Below are 17,669 nucleotides of genomic sequence, written 5' to 3'. Positions count from 1 at the left end.
GGCAGGTGGGCAGGCGGGGAGCGTTACGCGGGCCGAGGGCCGCGATGTGGGTGCTGATCGTGGTCGCCGTGCCGCTGTACCTGGTGTGGCTGGTCCAAGTCGGCTACCGGGCCGGGCAGCGGCTGCCCGACGGCGACACGGCGCGGTGGGCGCCGGTGGCGCTGCCGCCGGCCGCCGTGGTGTTCTGCGTCGCGGCCGGCTGGACTTGGTGGGCGAGCGTGGTGGCACGCTCCGGCTCTCCGTTGCGGGAGCGGTGGACCCTTGCGGCCTTGGCGTACGCGGCCATGGACGAGATCCTGCAGAACCGTTGCGAGCACCAGATTATCGTGACGCACGGCGGCTCCCTGACGTTCGTCGTGGCGTCCTGGATCAAGATGCCGATCGAGTCAGCTGGCTATGCCAGTTTCCGGGCGCCCTCCGGCAGCATCACCACACTGCGCGAAGACGACTTCTTCCACAACCGCCAAGTCGTCAGCCTCGGTGACACCCGCCATCTCGACTCCGCCAAAGCTGGCTGACCTCAACCTAGCCCGCCTCGACGGCCCGCCGCCCTTACGGGCGGCGGGCCGTCCCATGCACTGACGTCATTTCTCGTGAACATTCCCGAGCCCGTGGACTTCCATCTGCTGCCCAAAGTGCCGGACAGACGCTGCTGCTAGAAGTGAACGAAGCCACACGCCGCCTCTTCCATGACCTGCTCTCAGTCACCAGCCGCCGGGGCAGCTCCTACGTATCCCTCGCCGACCTGCGAGCGGTCGAGGCGGCCGAGGACCGGCTCCTGTGCGCGGCCGTGCGCACCTGCACGAAGGCGTCCGGGACCCTGGCGGTGCTGTGGCAGCGAGCGATGTACACGCCGGAGATCCTCCCGCGGTTGATGAACGATGCGTGTGGGACCAGTGGGCCCGCGTCGGCGGCCTCGCGCCGGATGGAGTGGGTGGCGAGGCCGCCATCACCATGAGCACTGTCCAGTATCTGCTCATCCCCGGCTGGCCCGAGGACCTGGAACGCTACCTGGCCTCTATGGACACTCTGTTGCTCACCCCGCTCCCCCGAGCGCCCTGCCCCGCGAACCCAAGGGCAGCGTCCACCAGTGGTCAGTTCGGGGCAGCCGGGGACAGAGCAAGGGGGGCGAGCTTTCGGGGCATGGGGGATCACCTCCGATGGGGTGGGAAAGTCGGCCGTGGGAAGATTCACGCGGGTCGGCAGCGAGCCGGTCCAGTGAAAGGGCGTCATCACATGGCAGCGGGATTTTCGGAATGGAAAGTCAACCGGCAATACTCAGCGAATGACCGTGCTGCCTACTTGGGCAAGCAGTATCGCTGCTTGGTGACGCACAAATCGAATTCTGCAAGCAATCCGAAGATAGCTGTCACAATGTGGCAAAAGTACACTGCCTAAGGGTTAGCCGCCGCTGGGCATCGCCGCCAAGGTCCACGTGACCCGTTTCGTGCGGGTTTGTAGCACGAGCGCAGCAGTCCCATACAGCAATAAGTCGGATGCTGTCAGGCGACATAGCACTTACGGGACTTCCCAATGCTGATGTCAAGCCGCGGCGGGGAGTGAAGCGTGGTAGCACTCTCCGTCGCGGATCATCGCCCACAAGACGTTGACGCGTCGGCGGGCCAGGGCTAGGAGAGCCTGCTTGTGTCCCTTGCCTTCGCTTCGTTTGCGCTGGTAGTAGGCCTTGGAGGCGGGGCAGGACTTGAGGCTGGCCATCCCTGACAAATACATGGTCCGGAGCAGGTCGCGGTGGTAACCGGCCGCCAGTACTGGGCGTCCCACCGGTACCAGACGTACTGGCGGGACCGCCCAGGGCTACCGTGTGGAGTTCCCGCGTCGAACTGTGGAGATAGCCCGTGAGCGTCGCAGACGCCGACGTCGCCGGTTCGGGTGGTTAAGGCGGTGCCGCGGCTCGGTGGGTCAAGCCGGGGCGGGCGCAAGCGCGTTAGTTGGGCGTTAACTGCCAGCTGTTTCATGGCGCCTGGCGAGGTGAACAGGCTGATGCTGCCGGTCAGCTGGTGGCCGATTCGCCTGACGTGCCCTCTACGGCGGCCGGTTCCAGGACGCCGTCGGTCTCGGTCGGGGCGCTCTTGGTGCCGAAGCCGCGGTGGACGCACATCAGCTGGTCTTCGGTGCCGTAGGGGTCGCGGTAGACGATCAGGGCCGGTCCGGCGCCGCTGCCGTGCCGGCTGAACTCGGTGTCCTGGCTCCAGCGGCTGCCGTCGAAGGTCATCCACCACAGGCTCTGGTCGCTGTTGCCCCGGTGAACGCAGGACAGTTTGCCCTTGAAGACGGCGAGCGCCGGTCCGGCGACGGTCGCCGCGTCGGGGATGCGGATGGCGCGGCTCCAGCGGGTGCCGTCGAAGGTGGTGCACCACATGCTTGCGTCGTTGTTGCCGCAGTGGACGCAGTACAGCTTGCCGTTGTAGACGGCCAGGGCCGGGTTGGAGGAGTGCCGGCAGCCATATCCGGCGGAGACGGCCTTGATCAACGCTGCCTTGATCTTGCAGAACGCCTCGACGATCTTATTGAAGGGAGACGGCAGGATGGAGCCGGCGATATCGCCGATGTATTCACTGATGTCTGCGGCCACGTCGGCAGCCTCGGCGCTGAGACGGATCGCGAAGCCTCACCAATGCTTGCTGGTCGAAACCCCGTCCACACCCCGGGCGGCCAGTTCCTTGCGGGCGAGTTCGGCGCGCTCCATGTCCTGCGCTGTAGGGACAGCATGATCATGACCAGCCGGTGCTCCGGTTCAGCGGTCCCCTCCGCCGGGACTGCTTCGTCAGTGGCCACGTTCTCAGCGAGGCTGGTGGCCTCACCTCACCACGCGCGATTGCGAACTGACAGTGACAATTCAGACGCATAGTGTCGCTGCCGACGGTGCGGCCTTGGCCTGAGCCACCGCTCCTGTTCTTTGACGCGGAAGTTAGTCCGGAGCCGTGCTCTGACCTGCGGCGACTGGGTTGGATGGCAGACAGTCCGTCCCGTCGGCCAGCGCGCTGGCACAGTGCTCTTTAGTGATCATATGAGCAGTGTCGAACTCCGCCCGTGCGCCATCAGTTCGCCACGGTCCGGGGCGACTCATACGACGACAATTGGCTAGCCATCGATGGCACGGTGACGACTCCCGGAGAGCCGGACTCAGTTCCCCACTCCGAGGCTGGACATGAACGCGGACGGGTATCGGTCGCCACGCGCCGCGCCCGGCGGTACCGCCTTCTCGATCTCGGCGAGGTCGTCCGCGGTGAGGTTCAGCTCCGTCGCGGGCAGCGCCTCGGCCAGCCGCTCGCGGGTGCGGGCGCCGACCAGTGGCACGATGTCCTCGCCCTGTGCGGCCACCCAGGCGATGGCCAGCTGGGCGACGGTGCACCCCTTCGCCTCGGCGACCCGGCGCAGAGCCTCCACGAGGGCGAGGTTGTGTTCCACGTTCCCGCTCGTGAACCGCGGGTTGAAGTCGCGGCTGTCGCCGGGGCCGGCGGTGTGGCCGGCGGACCAGTGCCCGGAGATAAGGCCGCGGCTGAGGACGCCGTACGCGGTCAGGCCGATGCCGAGCTCTCGCAGCGTGGGCAGAACGTCCGCCTCCACCGCGCGGGAGATCAGCGAGTACTCGATCTGCAGGTCGGCGACCGGGTGCACGGCGTGCGCCCGGCGGATCGTCGCCGCGTCGACCTCCGAGAGGCCGAGGTGCCGCACGTACCCGGCGTCGATCAGCTCCTTGATCGCGCCCACCGTCTCCTCGATCGGTACCGCCGGGTCCAGCCGGGCGGGACGGTAGATGTCGATGTGGTCGGTGCCGAGCCGGGTCAGCGAATAAGCCAGGAAGTTCTTCACCGCCTCGGGACGGCCGTCCATCCCGCCGTGCTCGCGGCCCGGCCCTCGCAACATGCCGAACTTGACGCTCAGCTGGTAGTTGTCCCGATCCCGGCCGCGCAGCGCCTCGGCGAGCAGCAGCTCGTTGTGGCCCATCGCATAGATGTCGCCGGTGTCGATCAGCGTGACGCCGGCCTCCAGCGCGGCGTGCACGGTGGCGATACTCTCCGCGCGGTCGGCCGCGCCGTAGGCGCCCGACATGCTCATCGCACCCAGGCCCAGCGCGGAAACGGCCGGGCCGGTGGTGCCCAGAGTTCGTATCTGCATCGCGTTCTCCTTCGTCGTCGGATCTGTCACCCACCTTGCGCCCGCGCCGCGACGTACGGGAGCGGAGTGTTCATCATGGGAGAGCCGCTCCCTGGCTCGGCTCGCCCCCGCGCGGGACCATGGGGGGCATGGAACGTGATCAGCTCGCCGACTTCCTGCGCCGCCGCCGCGAGGCGATCCGCCCGGCCGAGGTCGGCATCGCCGACGGCCCCCGCCGCCGCACCACCGGCCTGCGCCGGGAAGAGGTGGCCATGCTCGCCGGCATGTCGGTGGACTACGTCGTACGCATTGAGCAGGGCCGCAGCAGTCAGCCTTCGACCCAGCTACTCGGCGCGCTGGCCCGGGCGTTGCGCCTGTCCGACGACGAGCGCGACCACCTGTTCCACCTGGCCGGCCACCGGCCCCCGCCCGCCGACGGGGTGGCCCGACTGGCCCGCGCCGGCCTGGTCCGCATGCTCGACCTGCTCGGCGACACCCCGGCCCTGGTGCTGTCCGACCTGGGCGAGGTCCTCGCCCAGAACCGGGCATCCGTCCTGCTGACGGGCGATCACACCGGCTTCTGCGGCGACCGGCGCTACGTCGCATACCGCTGGTTCACCGACCCCGCTGCCCGCGCCGTCTGCCCGCCCGAGGAGCAGGATTACCGCGCCCGCCGGCTCGTGGCCGACCTGCGCGCGGCCGCCGGCCGCCGGTCCGGCGACCCCACGGTCGCCGGACTCGTCGACCGGTTGCAGGCCGCGAGCGCCGACTTCCGCCGGCTCTGGGCCGAGCACGAGGTGGCGGTCCGGCGCGCCGACCGCAAGACCTTCCTGCACCCGAGAGTGGGCCGCCTGCTGATGGACTGCGAAACCCTGGTCACTCCCGACCAGGGGCAGCAACTGCTGGTGCTCACCCCGGCGGACGCCGAGACCCGCGAGCGGCTGGACCTGCTGCGGGTACTCGGCATCCAGGAATTCCCCACAGGGCAGACCGGCCCGCTCGTACGGTGAAGCGGCTGACCACGGCGCACCGGCTCGGTATTCGGCGGTCCGGTCGGCGGAGTAGTCGTCGTCGCCCGGTACTCCCAGCACAACCCGTCCCACGACTAGGTTTGCTGGCAAAGGAGGCCCGAACGGCTGGGTTCCTTGTCAATCGCCTCGACTGGATGACAGCGGACAGCTCCCGTCGCGGCCGTCCAGCACGCTGTGGGCGACAGCCATTTCGTCACTTCGGGAGCTGCATTTCGTCGCTTGCCCATCCATGTGCAGGAGGGGAGGGATCTCCCTCCTGGCCGGATACGGCAGCCCTGGGGGGCGGTGGTGCTGGTCACGGACAAAACGGTCGGTCGAGGGGTGGTCAAGGGACCTGGCGGACGAGCCGGGCCGGGGTGAACAGACCGCGGTCAAGGGGTACTTGTTCACGGTGGCCACTGGTTTGTGCGCAGCGGTGCGCGAGCCGGTCCAGCTCACCGACCCGGCCGCCGGTCGGAGAACCGAGGATCCGATGCCCGTCAGCAATCCGCCCGAGCAGCCTTACCTGGTCGCAGACAAGCGCTCTGCCGAGCCGCCGCGCGGTGCCCATGCGACCCCCTCCGTCGACTCCTCCGTCGGCCCCTCCGCGGCCGACGCGCGCCGCCTGAGCGTTTTGGCAGGTCAGTCCCGGCGGTCAGGGGTCGCCGGAGGTCCGACAACCCTCATGTCCCAAGGCGTCCTGCTCACCGGAAGAACTCGACAGAGCCCCGGCGCAGGGAGCTGCTGCAAGCACTGGGCATCTTCCAGCGGGTGACCGCCGATCAGCTGTGGAAGCTGCCCCCCCCCGGAGAACCGGCACGACCGGCTCACGCGGGACAACCTCCTGGATCTCGAAGACCACCGCCTGGCGAGGATCGCGTCCGTCCAGGACGACCATCGGCAGGTGTGGGTGCTCACCGCCCGAGGACACCGCGAAGCCAAGCAGCTCCTGGAGCCGAAGGCCATACGGGTGTCGGCGCTGCGCAAGGAGGAGCACGACCCGCTCACGGGTGAGGTGCTGGGCACCGGCTACGACGCCCACGCCGCGGCGGTCACGTCCACGGCCGCCGAACTGCACCGGGCGGGCATCGGGCACCGGCTGGGCCGGCAGACCGAAGTCGCCCACCGGCTCGGCAACGGATTCGTACAGCGGGCGGACCTGGTGATGCGGGCACCGGACGCCGGGGTGCCGGTCATGTTGCTGGAGATCGACCGCCGTACCGAGGACCCCCACGAGCTGGTGCACAAGCTGCGCCGGTACGCCGACTGGTTCCGGCTGCTGCCCTCGGACGCGGACGAGAGGACGGTGCGGCTGGCCCGCACCCGGGCCGACGACATCGAGCACATTGACCACGAAGAGCGGCTGTGGCGCTGGTACTACCCGCCGACCGGCAGGGAGGGCACGCCGCCGCTGGCGTTCGTGTTCGCCGACACGACGCCCGCCAAGGTCGCCAACACCATCGCGGTCCGGGAGGAGGCCGGCCGCCGGTACTGGGCGTCCCGCCGGCGCGACGTGTACCAGCGCGGCATCACGGCCCGGGGCTACCGCCAGGTCGTGCCCGTCCTCGTCACCACCCTGGAGCAGCTGCGTGAGCACGGCGCGGACACGGCGGTGTGGCGGCGCCTGGGACGGGCGAGCAGACGCTGACCCAGGCGCCCTCTCTGCGGCTCGCGCCGACTTCCCGCGCCGCCGCCGGGTCGCTGTCAGCGAGCGCCAGGCGGACGTCGCAGCCTCGCTCCGCGCATCCGCGCAGAGGCCGTCACAGTGACAGCTCACGGCCGGAAGACGAGTGCCCCTCTGGTCGATATGACCGGAGGGGCACCCGGGGACCGGGTCAGTTTCCTATGGGGCCTGCACGGTCCGGTGGGCCTTGGCGATCTGGTAGGCCGCGATCGGCAGCACGATGCTGAACATCGTGAAGATCGCGATGGACGTGGCCACGGTGGCCCAGACCGGCATCAGACTGTGCAGCAGGAGCGCAGCAAGCAGGCTCAACCCGGTCCCCCACATGGTGCTGCGCTTCAGCGCTCCCAGGATGCCGACCCAGCTGGTCTCCGACGAGGTGGAGATCGTTTTCACCGAGCGGTTCTTGAGATGGATCTCCAGCTCGTTCCTTTGCGTCCCCTGGAGTGCAGCCACCACGCTGATGATGTCGGCCCTCGATGTCGGGTCCCCCTCTTGAGCAGGCAGGTCCGAGTCGACTCGACGGAGCGCACGAAGTCGGTACCGCACACGGGCGCCCCACGAGTCGGTGGCGACGGGCGGGGCGCTGAGGTCAGCCCTTGCGGTTACGGGCTCAAGGGCGACGGGCTCGGTGGTATTGGCTCGGCTGGGCGCATGAGTCGCCGAGCCGAAGCGCGCGAGTCGAATACCCACGGTCGTCTCCTTCTGAGAGGAGCGGCTCGGCTGGAGCGGAGCCGAATATTGCCACCTTAGACGCTCGTGAAGATCTTACGAAGCATACGTCGTCATCATTTCGTATGATTAAGAACCGCTTACTGTGCGCAGACGAGGCGCGTAAAATGCTCGCGAGATACTGACAACAGATGGTTATCAGGTGCGTAAAGTATGGCGATCTGTCGGTTCGGGCAGTACGTTGTTAGCAGCGCGACAGAGTTCCGGTGGACCGGACCACGAAGTCATGCCTTCGACTCCGCTAGGAGAGACCTGTGAGCACCATCGTTGACCCAACCAACCGAAGGACCGAAAAGGTGAGCCGTAAGGCTCAGCCGCTTGAGAGGGTCTCGCTGAACCTCACCCCTAAGTCGGCACAGGCCCTCGACCGAGCCGTCGAGCTCACCGAGGACTCCAAGACGGACACCATCAATCGCGCGATTCAGACGTACGCGTTCCTGATGGAAGTCATTGACGAAGGCGGCTCGATACGCGTCCAGCGGAAGGAAGGCGATGTGGAGACCGTGCACTTCCTCTAGTTCACAACGCACAGGGAGAGCGGCCACAGCCACACTGGCTGTGGCCGCTTCGCATGGCGTGACGGCTTTCGGGTCTTCGGGACTGGCCGATTCAAGCGCCGGCCATGGGAGCCCGAAGGCTCCGACAGGATGACACTGGAGACGAGTGACCGGCCGCGCCGCCGTCCAGGCCGAGCCCGCCCCGGATCTGTCACCTGACCCCGCATCATCACCCAGGTACGGGCGTGCACCCGGCCGCCGGACCCGGCGGCCACCATGTACTCGCAAGGACATGTGACCACACGAGTTGGCAGGCGTCTCGCCCTCGTCACCGCGACCGCTGCCCTGGCGGTGGGTGTCGCACAGGCCCCCGCGAGCGCCACCGCGCAGTGGCAGATCGACGGATCGAGCTTATCGGGCTGCTCCAGCGCGTCCGGCGACTACACGTACAGCCGCAGCGGAACGGTCGGCCGCGCTGTGCGCGTGTCCTCACGACGCACGACTCACGGCGGCGCTGCTCCGCGACCCCGCCGCCCTGCCAAAGGCGCTGCGCCGGGGCTTCTCGACCGCGCGGACGCCGAGCGGTTCCTCTCCGAGGGCGTCCACCTGGTCGAACTCGCCGGTAATCCGTCCCTGCCGGCCGACCTCGCGAAGAGGGTGATCCCACTTTTGAGTGAGAACGAGTTGTGCGAACGATCCGGAGGGCCTTCGCGGCTGTCGAGTGACCTTGCTCCGGGAAAGGGTCATTTGTGAGAGCAGCTGCGGTTGCTCTCTGACGGTGTTCGGCGGGCGGTCTCCTGGGCGCGTCATCGCCCCGGTCCGGGTGGAGGGCGGTTTCGTCACGGCGTACGACCACACCGCCGCCGAGGTCCGCACCTTCCCCATGCACCGCATCACCGGCGTCGCAGAGCTGACGGAAGACCCCGCCTGAGGGTGGAGCTCAGCCTCCTTCGACTTCCCGGCGCACGGTAGCGGCTATGCGGGTGAGTGCGGCCCCGAGGTGGCGGCGCTGAGCGGCGCTGAGCGGATCGAACACGAGCCGCTTCACCTGCGCGACGTGTTCCGGTGCGCTCTCGACGAGCTTCTGCCGGCCGGCGTCGTTCAGGGTGGCGAGGGTATATCGACCGTCGCTGGGGTCGGGTCGGCGGGCGACCCAGTCGCGGGCTTCGAAGCGGTCCATCACCTTCGACAGGCGGGGCTGGGTGCTGTCGCAGACCCGGGCCAGGTCACTGAGCCGCATCGTGGCCTCGTCGGCCATGGACAGCTGGGCCAGAACCCCGTACTCGAAGTTGGAGATGCCTGCGTCTCGCTGCAGCTGGCGGTCGAGGGCCGCCGGGAGGGCGATGACGACCGTGAGCAGCGCCTGCCACAGGTTCTGCTGGTCGTCGTCGAGCCAGGGTGACTGGGTGTCCATGAGCCCCATCATACTTGCCCGAGCAACTCGCATCACTTGCCTAGGCAACCCTCGATGGGCTACTTTTTCACTTGCATAGGCAAGTGAAAATACTTGCCAAGGCAAGTGAAGGAGCTGATTTCGACGACCACCACGAGCAGCCTGGCCTCCCCGAACGGCCTGACTTCCCCCTTCCCGTCGCGCACACCAGCCGCGGCGTACGACGATCTTCTTGCCCGGGTCCTGCCACAGGCGCGCGAGCAGCGGGTGTGGACCCCCTCCGACGGTCCCCTGCCCAGCCTCTTCGTCAGCCACGGGGCCCCGTTCACCCTCGACGATCCGCAGTGGCTCAGCGACCTCTTCGACTGGGCCCAGTCGATGCCCAAACCCCGGGCCATCGTCGTCATCTCGGCCCACTGGGAACGGGCACCGGTCGCGATATCCGCAGCCGCGGCCGGCACCCCGCTCTACTACGATTTCAGTGGATTCCACCCCCGCTACAAGACCCTTCCCTACGCAACCCCGGACGCCACCGACCTGGCTCGGCGACTCATGGGCCTGCTGGGCCGGACGCCGGTGCACGAGTTCGCCGACCGCGGCCTCGACCACGGCGCCTTTATCCCGCTCATGGCCATGTACCCCGCGGCCGACGTCCCGGTCGTGCAGCTGTCGATGCCCAGCCTCGACCCCAGCGCTCTGCTCGAGCTCGGGGCACGCCTGCGGCCTCTGCGCGAAGAAGGCATCCTCGTTCTCGGCTCGGGCTTCATGACGCACAGCTTCGCCGTCTTCCGCCGGCCGGAGCTCGCCGCCGACACCACGGCCTTCGACGAATGGGCCGTTGACGCCCTCGCCCGGGGCGACGCCGACGCCCTCACCGACTACCGCAACAAGGCACCCGGCGCCGCGGTCGCCCATCCGACGGCCGACCACTTCGTCCCGCTGCTGCTCACCGTCGGCGCCGCCGATGACCCCGGCAGCGCCGTGAGCACCATCGACCGCATGGTGATGGGCAACTCCACCCGGTCGGTGCAACTGACCTGAGCGCCTCGGCGTGCTTCACCTTCCCGCCTGATCGCCTCATCCCTTGGCGACGACATCAATACCCCCTGGAGGAAAGTGCCATGAAGGCAATGCGTTTCCATGAGTTCGGCAGCAGCGAGGTCCTGCGCTACGAGGACGTCGACCGTCCTGTCCCCGGCACCGGGCAGGTGCTGGTGCGGGTGGCGGCCACGTCGTTCAACCCGGTCGACGACCACATCCGCGCCGGTGTCCTGGCCGAGATGATCCCGATCACTCTCCCGTACGTGCCGGGGATCGACCTGGCGGGCACCGTCGCTGAACTCGGCGCGGACGTGACGGGCCTGGAGGTCGGCGACCGGGTCGTGGCGATGCTGCCCCTCGACTCCGCCGGCGGCGCCGCCGAGTACGTGCTCGCCCCGGCCGAGTCCCTGGCCCCGGCGCCCCGGACGACCGAGCTGGTCGACGCCGCGGCGCTGCCGCTGACCGGCCTGGCGGCCTGGCAGACGGCGTTCGAGCTCGCCGAGCTGAAGCCCGGTCAGACCGTCCTGGTCAACGGGGCGGGGGGCGCGGTTGGCAGCCTCGTGGTGCAGCTCGCCGTCGACGCGGGGGCGCACGTGACCGCGGTGGACGCGCCGCAGCACGCCGACCGCCTTCGGGGCTACGGCGCGGACCGGGTCGTCGGCCCCCTCGCCCTCGCCGCGGGTCCGGCCGCCGTGGGCGGTCCGTTCCAGGTCGTGGTGAACCATGTGCGGGTCTCCCCGGAGGAGCTCGCGCAGCTGACGAACTACATCGCCGACGGCGGGGTCGCCGCCAGCACAGCCGGTCCGATTCCCGAGGACCCCGCCCGGGGGGTGCGCAGCGCGAGCCTGTGGGTCCGCAGCGACGGAGCCCAACTGACCGAGCTGGTCGCCAAGGTGGATGCCGGCAAGCTCCGGCTCCACGTTGCCGCCCACCGCCCTGTGGCCGAGCTGGCCGCCGTGCATGAGGACGCCGGCGCCGGGCGGCTGCCCGGCAAGACGGTCGTGCTCGCTCCCTGATCACACCCTGACCGCACCCGACCGGGCCGCCCGCCGTTCGCTCTCCCGCCGGTGGGCGGCCCGGAAGTTCGACGGCAGCCGCACCCGCGACCCGTCGGCACCGGCGAGGCCATGCGGCAGGCCCTGTACTCAGCCCGGCCGCGCGGCAACGTCGGCGTCGTGGCGCCGTGCCCGGCCCTGACCTGGTCAGTCTTCGGTGTCCTCGTCGTCGACCGCGTCCGGGTCGCGCAGGGGCCGCAGGCCCTGGGCGGGGCCGCTCGCGCCGATGTGGAACAGGTAGCGGCCCAGGAAGTTGATGTGCCGGTCTTGAGCGCGGAGAGGCGGGCCACATCCTCGTCCCTGATCTCGTGGCCTTCGGCGCGGAACTGGGCGACGGCGGTGTCCAGGTAGCGGGTGTTCCAAACTCGGCGAGCTGGGCCTGGTCCTCCTCCGTGCACTCACGGAAGCCGAACGCGCTCCGGATCTCCACCCGGTGCCGCCTGAGCGACATACGACACCGCCGGTGCTGGGAACTCCTCGGCGTTCTCCGGGAACCGGGCCTCCACCTCGAAGAACTTCAGCAACAGCGCGAACCCCAACCGGTTCGCCTCCGACTTGTTCCGCAGCCGCTCCCGGTCCTCCTCCAGCAGCGTCCAGACCTCGATCAGGTCCTCCGGCTCCCACTCCTGCCGCACCCCGGTCTCCATCCGGTCGCCATGACCGGACCAACGTCGCCGAGCATGGCCTCCGATGAGCCCAGAAGATCGAAAACACTGACAAGCACACCCCTGATCCGCTACAGAGAGCTACTTGTCACTTCGCGGCAGCTTCGGGAGAACAGGGCCTTGAGTCCCGTGAGTTCACGGGAATTGAGGGTTCCTCGGCGGGAACCCGAGGGTTCCTGTGCCCGGATTCCATGTGCAGCCCCTCGGGTTTGCTGTGAACCCGCGCGTGTGACCTTGCTGATGTGGGGGTGTGCGTGGCGTCCGAACTCGGTTCACGCTTCGTCGCGGTGGGTGAGGTGGCCGCCGGTGAGTCGCCAGTAGTGCTGGTGGGGGGTCAGGTGCCAGGTCTCGTCGGCAGCGATCGCCTGCGTGATCCATTCGTGGAGTTGTGGGAGGGCATGCGCTCGTAGAACAGCGCGGGTGGCAGCACGTTCAGTGGCATCGACTGGGTGGACGTCTATTCGGAAGCCGACCATGTCCGGGTGGATGCCGCTGCCGTAGTTGTGGGGGTTCGGAGCGATCCATGCTGCTCCCAGGACGATGGTCCCGCCGTCATGTCCGGTGAGGAACCGCAGGTCCGTGACGCGGGTCATGTAGGGACCGAGATGCTCGTTGATGTCGGTGGTGGTCAGTGGCCAGGCGCGGTGCCGGGGCAGTCTTCGATTTCGTGCGGACATGGAAAGGAGAATGGCAGATGGTCACTGCCGGCCCTCACAGGTGTTCTGTTCGGCGGCCTGCTCCAGTAGTGCCCGTGCGGAGTTCGCGTACCGGATCGCGGCCTTCTCACTGAGGCCGAAGACCTTGGCGAGGTGGAGCGGGTCAGGGCCATGAGCGAGGGCTTCTTCGAGCTGGCGGTCCACGCGGAGTCGTTCCAGGGTGGCGGTCTGGTGGTGCAGTGCCGGCCGGGGCTGCTCTTCACGATGGCCACCAGCTTGCGTGGGGGAGCGCAGCGGCGGCCGGGGTGTCGGGGCTGCCGGTCGCTTCCTCGGGCGGGAGCCCGGCCCTCGAGGGGCCGGTAGAGGTCGCCTCAGCAGAAGGAGAGACGCGTGATGATGAGAGAGTAGGGGCAATACCGTGCCGGTGATCAGGGCTTCGATACTGGGCCGACCCGGGATCACCGCCTCCTCCTCCATCGCCACGGTGCCTGCTTCCCCGAGTCCGCGACCTCCTGCTGTCCCCGCACGCTGTCCAGCTCGGTCTGGACGGCGAGCGTGTCCGGGTGGTCGTCGCCCAGCCGCAGCCGCCGTTTCGCCAGCACCTCGCGCAAGACCGGCTCGGCGTCGCCCAGTCGCCCGAGCCGGTGGTGCACGCGCGCCAGCCCCACCCGGGCGTCGAGCGTCCGGTCGTCGTCGCGGCCGAAGCGCTTCACGAGCCGGGGCAGCAGGTCGTCGTACATCCGTTTCGCTTCCGTCTGCTCGCCGCTCGCCGAGAGCAGGGACGCGAGCTTCACGGTCGCCTCAAGGGTGGCCGGGTGGTCCGACCCCAGGTCCTGTGCGCGCTCTCCGGTCACCGCCCGGACCAGCGCCAGGGCCTCCGCCTCCCGGTGCAGGTCGGTGAGAACCTCCGCCCAGCCGAGCATCGCGCCCTGGGTCTCGACGTGTCCGGCGTCCCACAGATGGGAGCGGACGTCGACGATGAGGTGCCACGCGTGCTCGGCCGCGGCGAGATCGCCCGCGCGGCGCAGGGCCACGGCGCCTTCGGCGAGCGTGACGAGGTCGTTCTGGAGCTGGCCGGCGAAGAAGCCGGCCCAGGCCTTGTCGGACCGGCCCAGCTCCGCCTCCGGCCGCAGCACCAGCGCGAGCAGTTCGGCCGTGCTGGGCACCTGCGTGGGCTCGCGGGTCGCCGCGTCCTCGGCCACGCCGTGCACGTACAGCCGATAGCCGGTCGCGTCGCGCGATGGGATCTTGTCCAGTTCGCCGACGAGTTCCAGGGTGCGGGTGACGGCGTGCCGCTGCCGGTCGTCGAGGCGGGCGAACGCCTCGACGAGCGCCGGGCGGCTGTCTTTGCGGGAAGGCAGCGGAACGGCGACCTCGGCCCGCAGCTCGTCGAGTGCGGGCTCGGCCTCCGGCCGCAGGGAGCCGGTCGCCGAGCTGAAGTCGTACTCCCAGTCCAGTGCCCAGGTCAGCAGGCGCCCGCCCTCGTCGCCGGCCAGGAGCAGGGCGCCGTCGGGGGCCAGCGCGACGTGCGTGACCGCGTCCGAAAAGCCGGTGAAGGCGCGCAGCTGCCGACCGGTCGTGAGGTCCCACAGCCGGGCCTTGCGGTCCTCCCCGCCCGACGCCGCGAGCCGGAAGTCCGGTGTGACGGCCAGGCTGCGCACGATGCCGGTGTGCCCAGCCAGGACGTGGAGGCAGCGAGCACCCACGACGTCCCAGAGCCGGGCGGTGCCGTCCACTGAGCAGGACAGCAGCAGCCGGGCGTCCGCGCTCGGCAGGACGTCGACCACGGCGTCCGTGTGCCCGGTGAGCACCACCTCACACTGCCCGTCGGCGGTCCGCCAGACCCGCACCGTGGCGTCGGCGCCACCGGTGACCACGAACCGGCTGTCGTCGCTCAGCCGTGCGGCGCCGATCCACTCGTCGTGCCCGCGCAGCACCCACCGGAGCTCGCCTTTCCGCAGATCCCAGATTTTCACGCTGACGTCTTGGCCGCGCGAGAGCCCGTAGCGGTGATCAGCGCTGACGGCCACGTCCAGCACCGCCCCTGGGTGCGCCTGCCAGCGCCCGATGGTCCGGCCGCTGCCGATGTCCCAGGCCGTGACCAGGCCGTCGGCGGTTCCCGAGAGAGCCAATTGGCCGTCCTCGCTGACCGCGACGTAGTACACGTCGTCGCGGGGGCTGGTTAATAGCTGGACGATCCGCCCGTCGCGCGGGTGCCAGGCGACGACGCGGCCGTCCTCGCCCCCGGACACCGCGAGCCGGCCGTCGGCGGTCATTGCCACGGCGCTGAGGTGGCCGGTGTGCAGGCTGAGCGTGTGCAGCAGCTGCCCCGTCTCGACGTCGAAGACCCACGCCTCGGCGGCGTTCCCGTTGCGAGCGAGCGCGGTGGGACTGCGGCCGCTGAACTCCAGGGCCCATGACCAGCCGTCCTCCAAGACGATCCGGCCCGCGGCCCAGGCGTCGGCGAGCTCGGTCCGGCGGCCGAGGGCGCCGAGCCGGCGCCAGAGACGCACCGGCTCCGCCTGCCGCCGGTGCCCGGGCAGCGCGCGAGTGGAGCGGATCCGGCCGGCCGCCTCGTCGAGCCGCCCGGCGCCGGCCAGCGTGGCCGCCTCCGCCAGCAGCGCAGCCGCCCGGGCGGCGGTGACGGCGACGTCCGGGGCTGCGTGCGGACGGACGTAGCTCCATGGGGCTGGCGGTCCCGCGGGCGGCAGGTGCCACACCCGCATGGACTTCCCCTCGGTGGTCAAGGCGACCGCCCCGTCCGCGCTCAGCACGACCTCCTCGGTGCCGGGCGCCGGGTCCAGGGACAGGCGGCACCGGCCACTGCTCAGGTCCCACACCCGCGACGGCTCGTCGCGGCCGCCGCTGGAGAAGCCGACCGTGCCGTCCAGGTTGACGGCGATCCGGCTGTAGCCGGTCTTCAGCTTCCGCCGGCATTCGCCGGATTCGAGATCGACCAGGCGGACGTCGGTGCTGCCGGGGCGGATCACGGCGAGGCGACCGTCGCCGCTGAACCGCGCCTCCATCAGGGTGTGGTCGAACCGGTGCACCAGCCTGCCCGTGCGGACGTCGTACACGGAGGTCGTGCGACGCTGCCAGTCGATGACGGAGCACAGGGTGCCGTGGGCACCGAGGACGTCCGCCTTGTTCTCGAACTGCCGGACGTCCAGTGGTTCGCGCGTCTCCAGGTCCCAGGTGACGGTTTCCCCTTCGAAGCCGCTGGTGACCGCGTGCCGCTGGTCCGCCGTCAGCGCGACCAGGCCCACCCAGCTGGGGTGGCCGGGCAGCTCGAACCCGGCCGCGGCTTCGAGGTCGAGCACGAGTGCCCGCCCGATTCCCCCGCCGACGACCACGAGCTGTCCGTCGTCGCGCACCGCCACGGCCGAGGCGCTGTATTTCTCGAGCTGCAGCTGCTGCCGGCACTCCTTCGCCGGGACGTCCCAGATCCGCAGCCCGCCGGAGCGGTCGGCCGAGACCGCGACCTGGCCGTCCGGGGTCAGTGCGAGGGCGGCGATCCTGTCCTCGTGCTCCCCTGGCAGGACCGATTGCGCGGGGGCGGGTGCGTACTCGACCGACGCGAGCGCGGCGGCGGCCTCCGGATCTTCGGGCGTCCGCGCGTCCGCGTCCCGCAGCAGCGCGGCCGCCGCGACCGGATCACCGCGTTCCCGGTGCACCAGCGCGAGCAGGTATGCCCCCACGCCGTCACCCAAGTCCCCGAACCGCACGGATTCCAGTTCGTCGACCAGCTCGGCGTCGGTGATCACCCCGGTCCGCCATCGGTGCAGCCCGCGGTTGTAGCGGGCGTGCGGGTGGTGCGGATCCGCCCGCAGAGCCCGGGTCCACAGCTCCTCGGCCCTGTCGCGGCGGCCGAGGTCCAGCATGGACAGTGCGTGGTTGGACAGGCCGTCGGCGAGCAGGGTGGCCGCCGCCGGAACGCGCCGGAGGTACGGGCCGACTTCCCGCTCGTGCACTCGGATCAGGCGCTCCGCGAGCGGCCCGAGCCGGCCGGGGCGCGCGGCCGGGTCTTCGGTGAAGCACTTGCGCAGCAGTTCCGCCACCTCGCCCGGTACCGGCAGGATCGCGTCCGGGACCCCGGAGCGGGCGAACGCGTCGAAGACGCCGCCCGCTGCGGTCCCGTCCGGGTCCGGTGGCCGGCCGAGGAACATTTCAAGGACGGTGACCGCCCAGGACCAGGTGTCCGTGGCCGTCGTGAGCCCGCCCGGCGACTGCGCCTGTTCGGGCGAGCAGTACGCGGGAGTCAGGCCGCCGCGGCTGACGAACGGATCCGTGTCCCCGGCGTCCTCCCCGGTGGCCATGCGGGCCCGGGCCATGCCGAAGTCGGTGACCTTGACCGTGCCGTCCCGGGTGAGCATCACGTTGGCGGGCTTGACGTCTTGGTGCACGACCCCGTTCTCGTGCGCGTGGTCGAGCCCCCACGCGGACTGGATGGCGACGTCCAGCAGCGATCCCAGGGGGTCATTCCCGTAGAGGCTCCGACTCCGGATGGCTTCAGCCAGGCTGCCGCCGTCCGCCCACTCCGCGAAGACCCGGGGCACGCCGTCGAGGGTGCGGACGTAGACGCAGTTCGCGATGTGCGGGTGCAGGCCCAGCCCAACCCACACCTCGGCTTCCCGTTCGAAGTCCCGGATCGCCTCCGGCGAGCGGACCAGGGCCCGGCGCGGGGTCTTCACCGCCAGGTCGATGTCCCAGCCGCGGTGCCGGACCCGGTGCACCAGTCCCATGCCGCCGGTGCGCACCACGTCCAAGACCTCGTAGAGGCCGAGGATCAGGTCTCCGCGGTGCCACGCTTCCATCGC

The 17,669-nt window shown here is 69.9% G+C and carries 17 protein-coding genes and 2 pseudogenes; 9 read left to right on the top strand and 10 right to left on the bottom strand.

The annotated features are described in order from the left end of the window. Positions 1–5: 5 nt before the first annotated feature. From ACIHCQ_RS35545 to ACIHCQ_RS35535, 3 genes are all read left to right on the top strand, one after another. A complete protein-coding gene (locus ACIHCQ_RS35545; RefSeq protein ID WP_399672069.1) occupies positions 6–518 on the top strand; it encodes a hypothetical protein in 513 nt (170 codons plus the stop codon). Positions 519–661: 143 nt separating this feature from the next. Then, the gene (locus ACIHCQ_RS35540; protein ID WP_399672067.1) at positions 662–958 is read left to right on the top strand and encodes a hypothetical protein; all 297 of its coding nucleotides are present in this window, start codon (positions 662–664) and stop codon (positions 956–958) included. Then, positions 955–1,398, top strand: coding sequence for a carbohydrate-binding protein (locus ACIHCQ_RS35535; RefSeq protein WP_399672065.1), 444 nt, complete (start codon positions 955–957; stop codon positions 1,396–1,398). The genes ACIHCQ_RS35540 and ACIHCQ_RS35535 overlap by 4 nt, the downstream gene beginning before the upstream one ends. 144 nt (positions 1,399–1,542) lie before the next feature. Here the strand turns inward: ACIHCQ_RS35535 and ACIHCQ_RS35530 are convergent. The 3 genes and pseudogenes from ACIHCQ_RS35530 to ACIHCQ_RS35520 form a co-directional block, all read right to left on the bottom strand. Then, positions 1,543–1,755, bottom strand: a pseudogene (locus ACIHCQ_RS35530) (IS110 family transposase); the annotation flags it as partial. 256 nt (positions 1,756–2,011) lie between these two features. Further along, a complete protein-coding gene (locus ACIHCQ_RS35525; RefSeq protein WP_399672063.1) occupies positions 2,012–2,593 on the bottom strand; it encodes a hypothetical protein in 582 nt (193 codons plus the stop codon). 551 nt (positions 2,594–3,144) lie between these two features. After that, the gene (locus ACIHCQ_RS35520; protein WP_399672061.1) at positions 3,145–4,140 is read right to left on the bottom strand and encodes an aldo/keto reductase; all 996 of its coding nucleotides are present in this window, start codon (positions 4,138–4,140) and stop codon (positions 3,145–3,147) included. 128 nt (positions 4,141–4,268) lie between these two features. Between ACIHCQ_RS35520 and ACIHCQ_RS35515 the strand changes: the two genes are divergently transcribed. Both ACIHCQ_RS35515 and ACIHCQ_RS35510 read left to right on the top strand, forming a co-directional pair. Then, on the top strand, positions 4,269–5,129 hold the full coding sequence (locus ACIHCQ_RS35515) for a helix-turn-helix transcriptional regulator (RefSeq protein WP_399672059.1): 861 nt from the start codon (positions 4,269–4,271) through the stop codon (positions 5,127–5,129). A 781-nt stretch (positions 5,130–5,910) separates the two neighbouring features. Beyond that, positions 5,911–6,777: a replication-relaxation family protein gene (locus ACIHCQ_RS35510; protein ID WP_399672232.1), complete on the top strand. Its 867-nt coding sequence runs from the start codon at positions 5,911–5,913 to the stop codon at positions 6,775–6,777. A 195-nt stretch (positions 6,778–6,972) separates the two neighbouring features. Here the strand turns inward: ACIHCQ_RS35510 and ACIHCQ_RS35505 are convergent, their stop codons facing one another. Further along, positions 6,973–7,269: a hypothetical protein gene (locus ACIHCQ_RS35505; RefSeq protein WP_399672057.1), complete on the bottom strand. Its 297-nt coding sequence runs from the start codon at positions 7,267–7,269 to the stop codon at positions 6,973–6,975. A gap of 572 nt (positions 7,270–7,841) precedes the next feature. Here ACIHCQ_RS35505 and ACIHCQ_RS35500 point away from each other — a divergent pair. Beyond that, a complete protein-coding gene (locus ACIHCQ_RS35500) occupies positions 7,842–8,063 on the top strand; it encodes a hypothetical protein (protein ID WP_399672055.1) in 222 nt (73 codons plus the stop codon). Positions 8,064–8,820: 757 nt separating this feature from the next. Continuing rightward, a complete protein-coding gene (locus ACIHCQ_RS35495) occupies positions 8,821–8,973 on the top strand; it encodes a hypothetical protein (RefSeq protein ID WP_399672246.1) in 153 nt (50 codons plus the stop codon). Between the two features lie 9 nt (positions 8,974–8,982). Here ACIHCQ_RS35495 and ACIHCQ_RS35490 read toward each other — a convergent pair whose 3' ends face one another. Beyond that, a complete protein-coding gene (locus ACIHCQ_RS35490) occupies positions 8,983–9,456 on the bottom strand; it encodes a MarR family winged helix-turn-helix transcriptional regulator (protein WP_399672053.1) in 474 nt (157 codons plus the stop codon). A 270-nt stretch (positions 9,457–9,726) separates the two neighbouring features. Between ACIHCQ_RS35490 and ACIHCQ_RS35485 the strand changes: the two genes are divergently transcribed. Then, on the top strand, positions 9,727–10,476 hold the full coding sequence (locus ACIHCQ_RS35485) for a DODA-type extradiol aromatic ring-opening family dioxygenase (RefSeq protein ID WP_399672230.1): 750 nt from the start codon (positions 9,727–9,729) through the stop codon (positions 10,474–10,476). Positions 10,477–10,556: 80 nt separating this feature from the next. After that, a complete protein-coding gene (locus ACIHCQ_RS35480; RefSeq protein ID WP_399672051.1) occupies positions 10,557–11,492 on the top strand; it encodes an NADP-dependent oxidoreductase in 936 nt (311 codons plus the stop codon). Between the two features lie 186 nt (positions 11,493–11,678). Here ACIHCQ_RS35480 and ACIHCQ_RS35475 read toward each other — a convergent pair. From ACIHCQ_RS35475 to ACIHCQ_RS35455, 5 genes and pseudogenes are all read right to left on the bottom strand, one after another. Beyond that, positions 11,679–11,896: pseudogene (locus ACIHCQ_RS35475) on the bottom strand (Tn3 family transposase); the annotation flags it as partial. Between the two features lie 33 nt (positions 11,897–11,929). Further along, positions 11,930–12,178, bottom strand: coding sequence for a DUF4158 domain-containing protein (locus ACIHCQ_RS35470; RefSeq protein ID WP_399672049.1), 249 nt, complete (start codon positions 12,176–12,178; stop codon positions 11,930–11,932). Positions 12,179–12,468: 290 nt separating this feature from the next. Beyond that, a complete protein-coding gene (locus ACIHCQ_RS35465; RefSeq protein WP_399672047.1) occupies positions 12,469–12,873 on the bottom strand; it encodes a hypothetical protein in 405 nt (134 codons plus the stop codon). 21 nt (positions 12,874–12,894) lie between these two features. Next, complete coding sequence (locus ACIHCQ_RS35460) at positions 12,895–13,056, bottom strand: hypothetical protein (protein WP_399672045.1); 162 nt, start codon at positions 13,054–13,056, stop codon at positions 12,895–12,897. Positions 13,057–13,310: 254 nt separating this feature from the next. Beyond that, positions 13,311–17,666, bottom strand: a complete 4,356-nt coding sequence (locus ACIHCQ_RS35455; protein WP_399672043.1) for a protein kinase — start codon at positions 17,664–17,666, stop codon at positions 13,311–13,313. Positions 17,667–17,669: the final 3 nt, after the last annotated feature.

The organism is Streptomyces sp. NPDC052236, assembly GCF_044548015.1.
In the GTDB taxonomy this organism is placed as follows: Bacteria; Actinomycetota; Actinomycetes; order Streptomycetales; family Streptomycetaceae; genus Streptomyces.
Note: the sequence above shows the minus strand (reverse complement) of the source record. Positions and strands in the feature narration are given on the sequence as shown.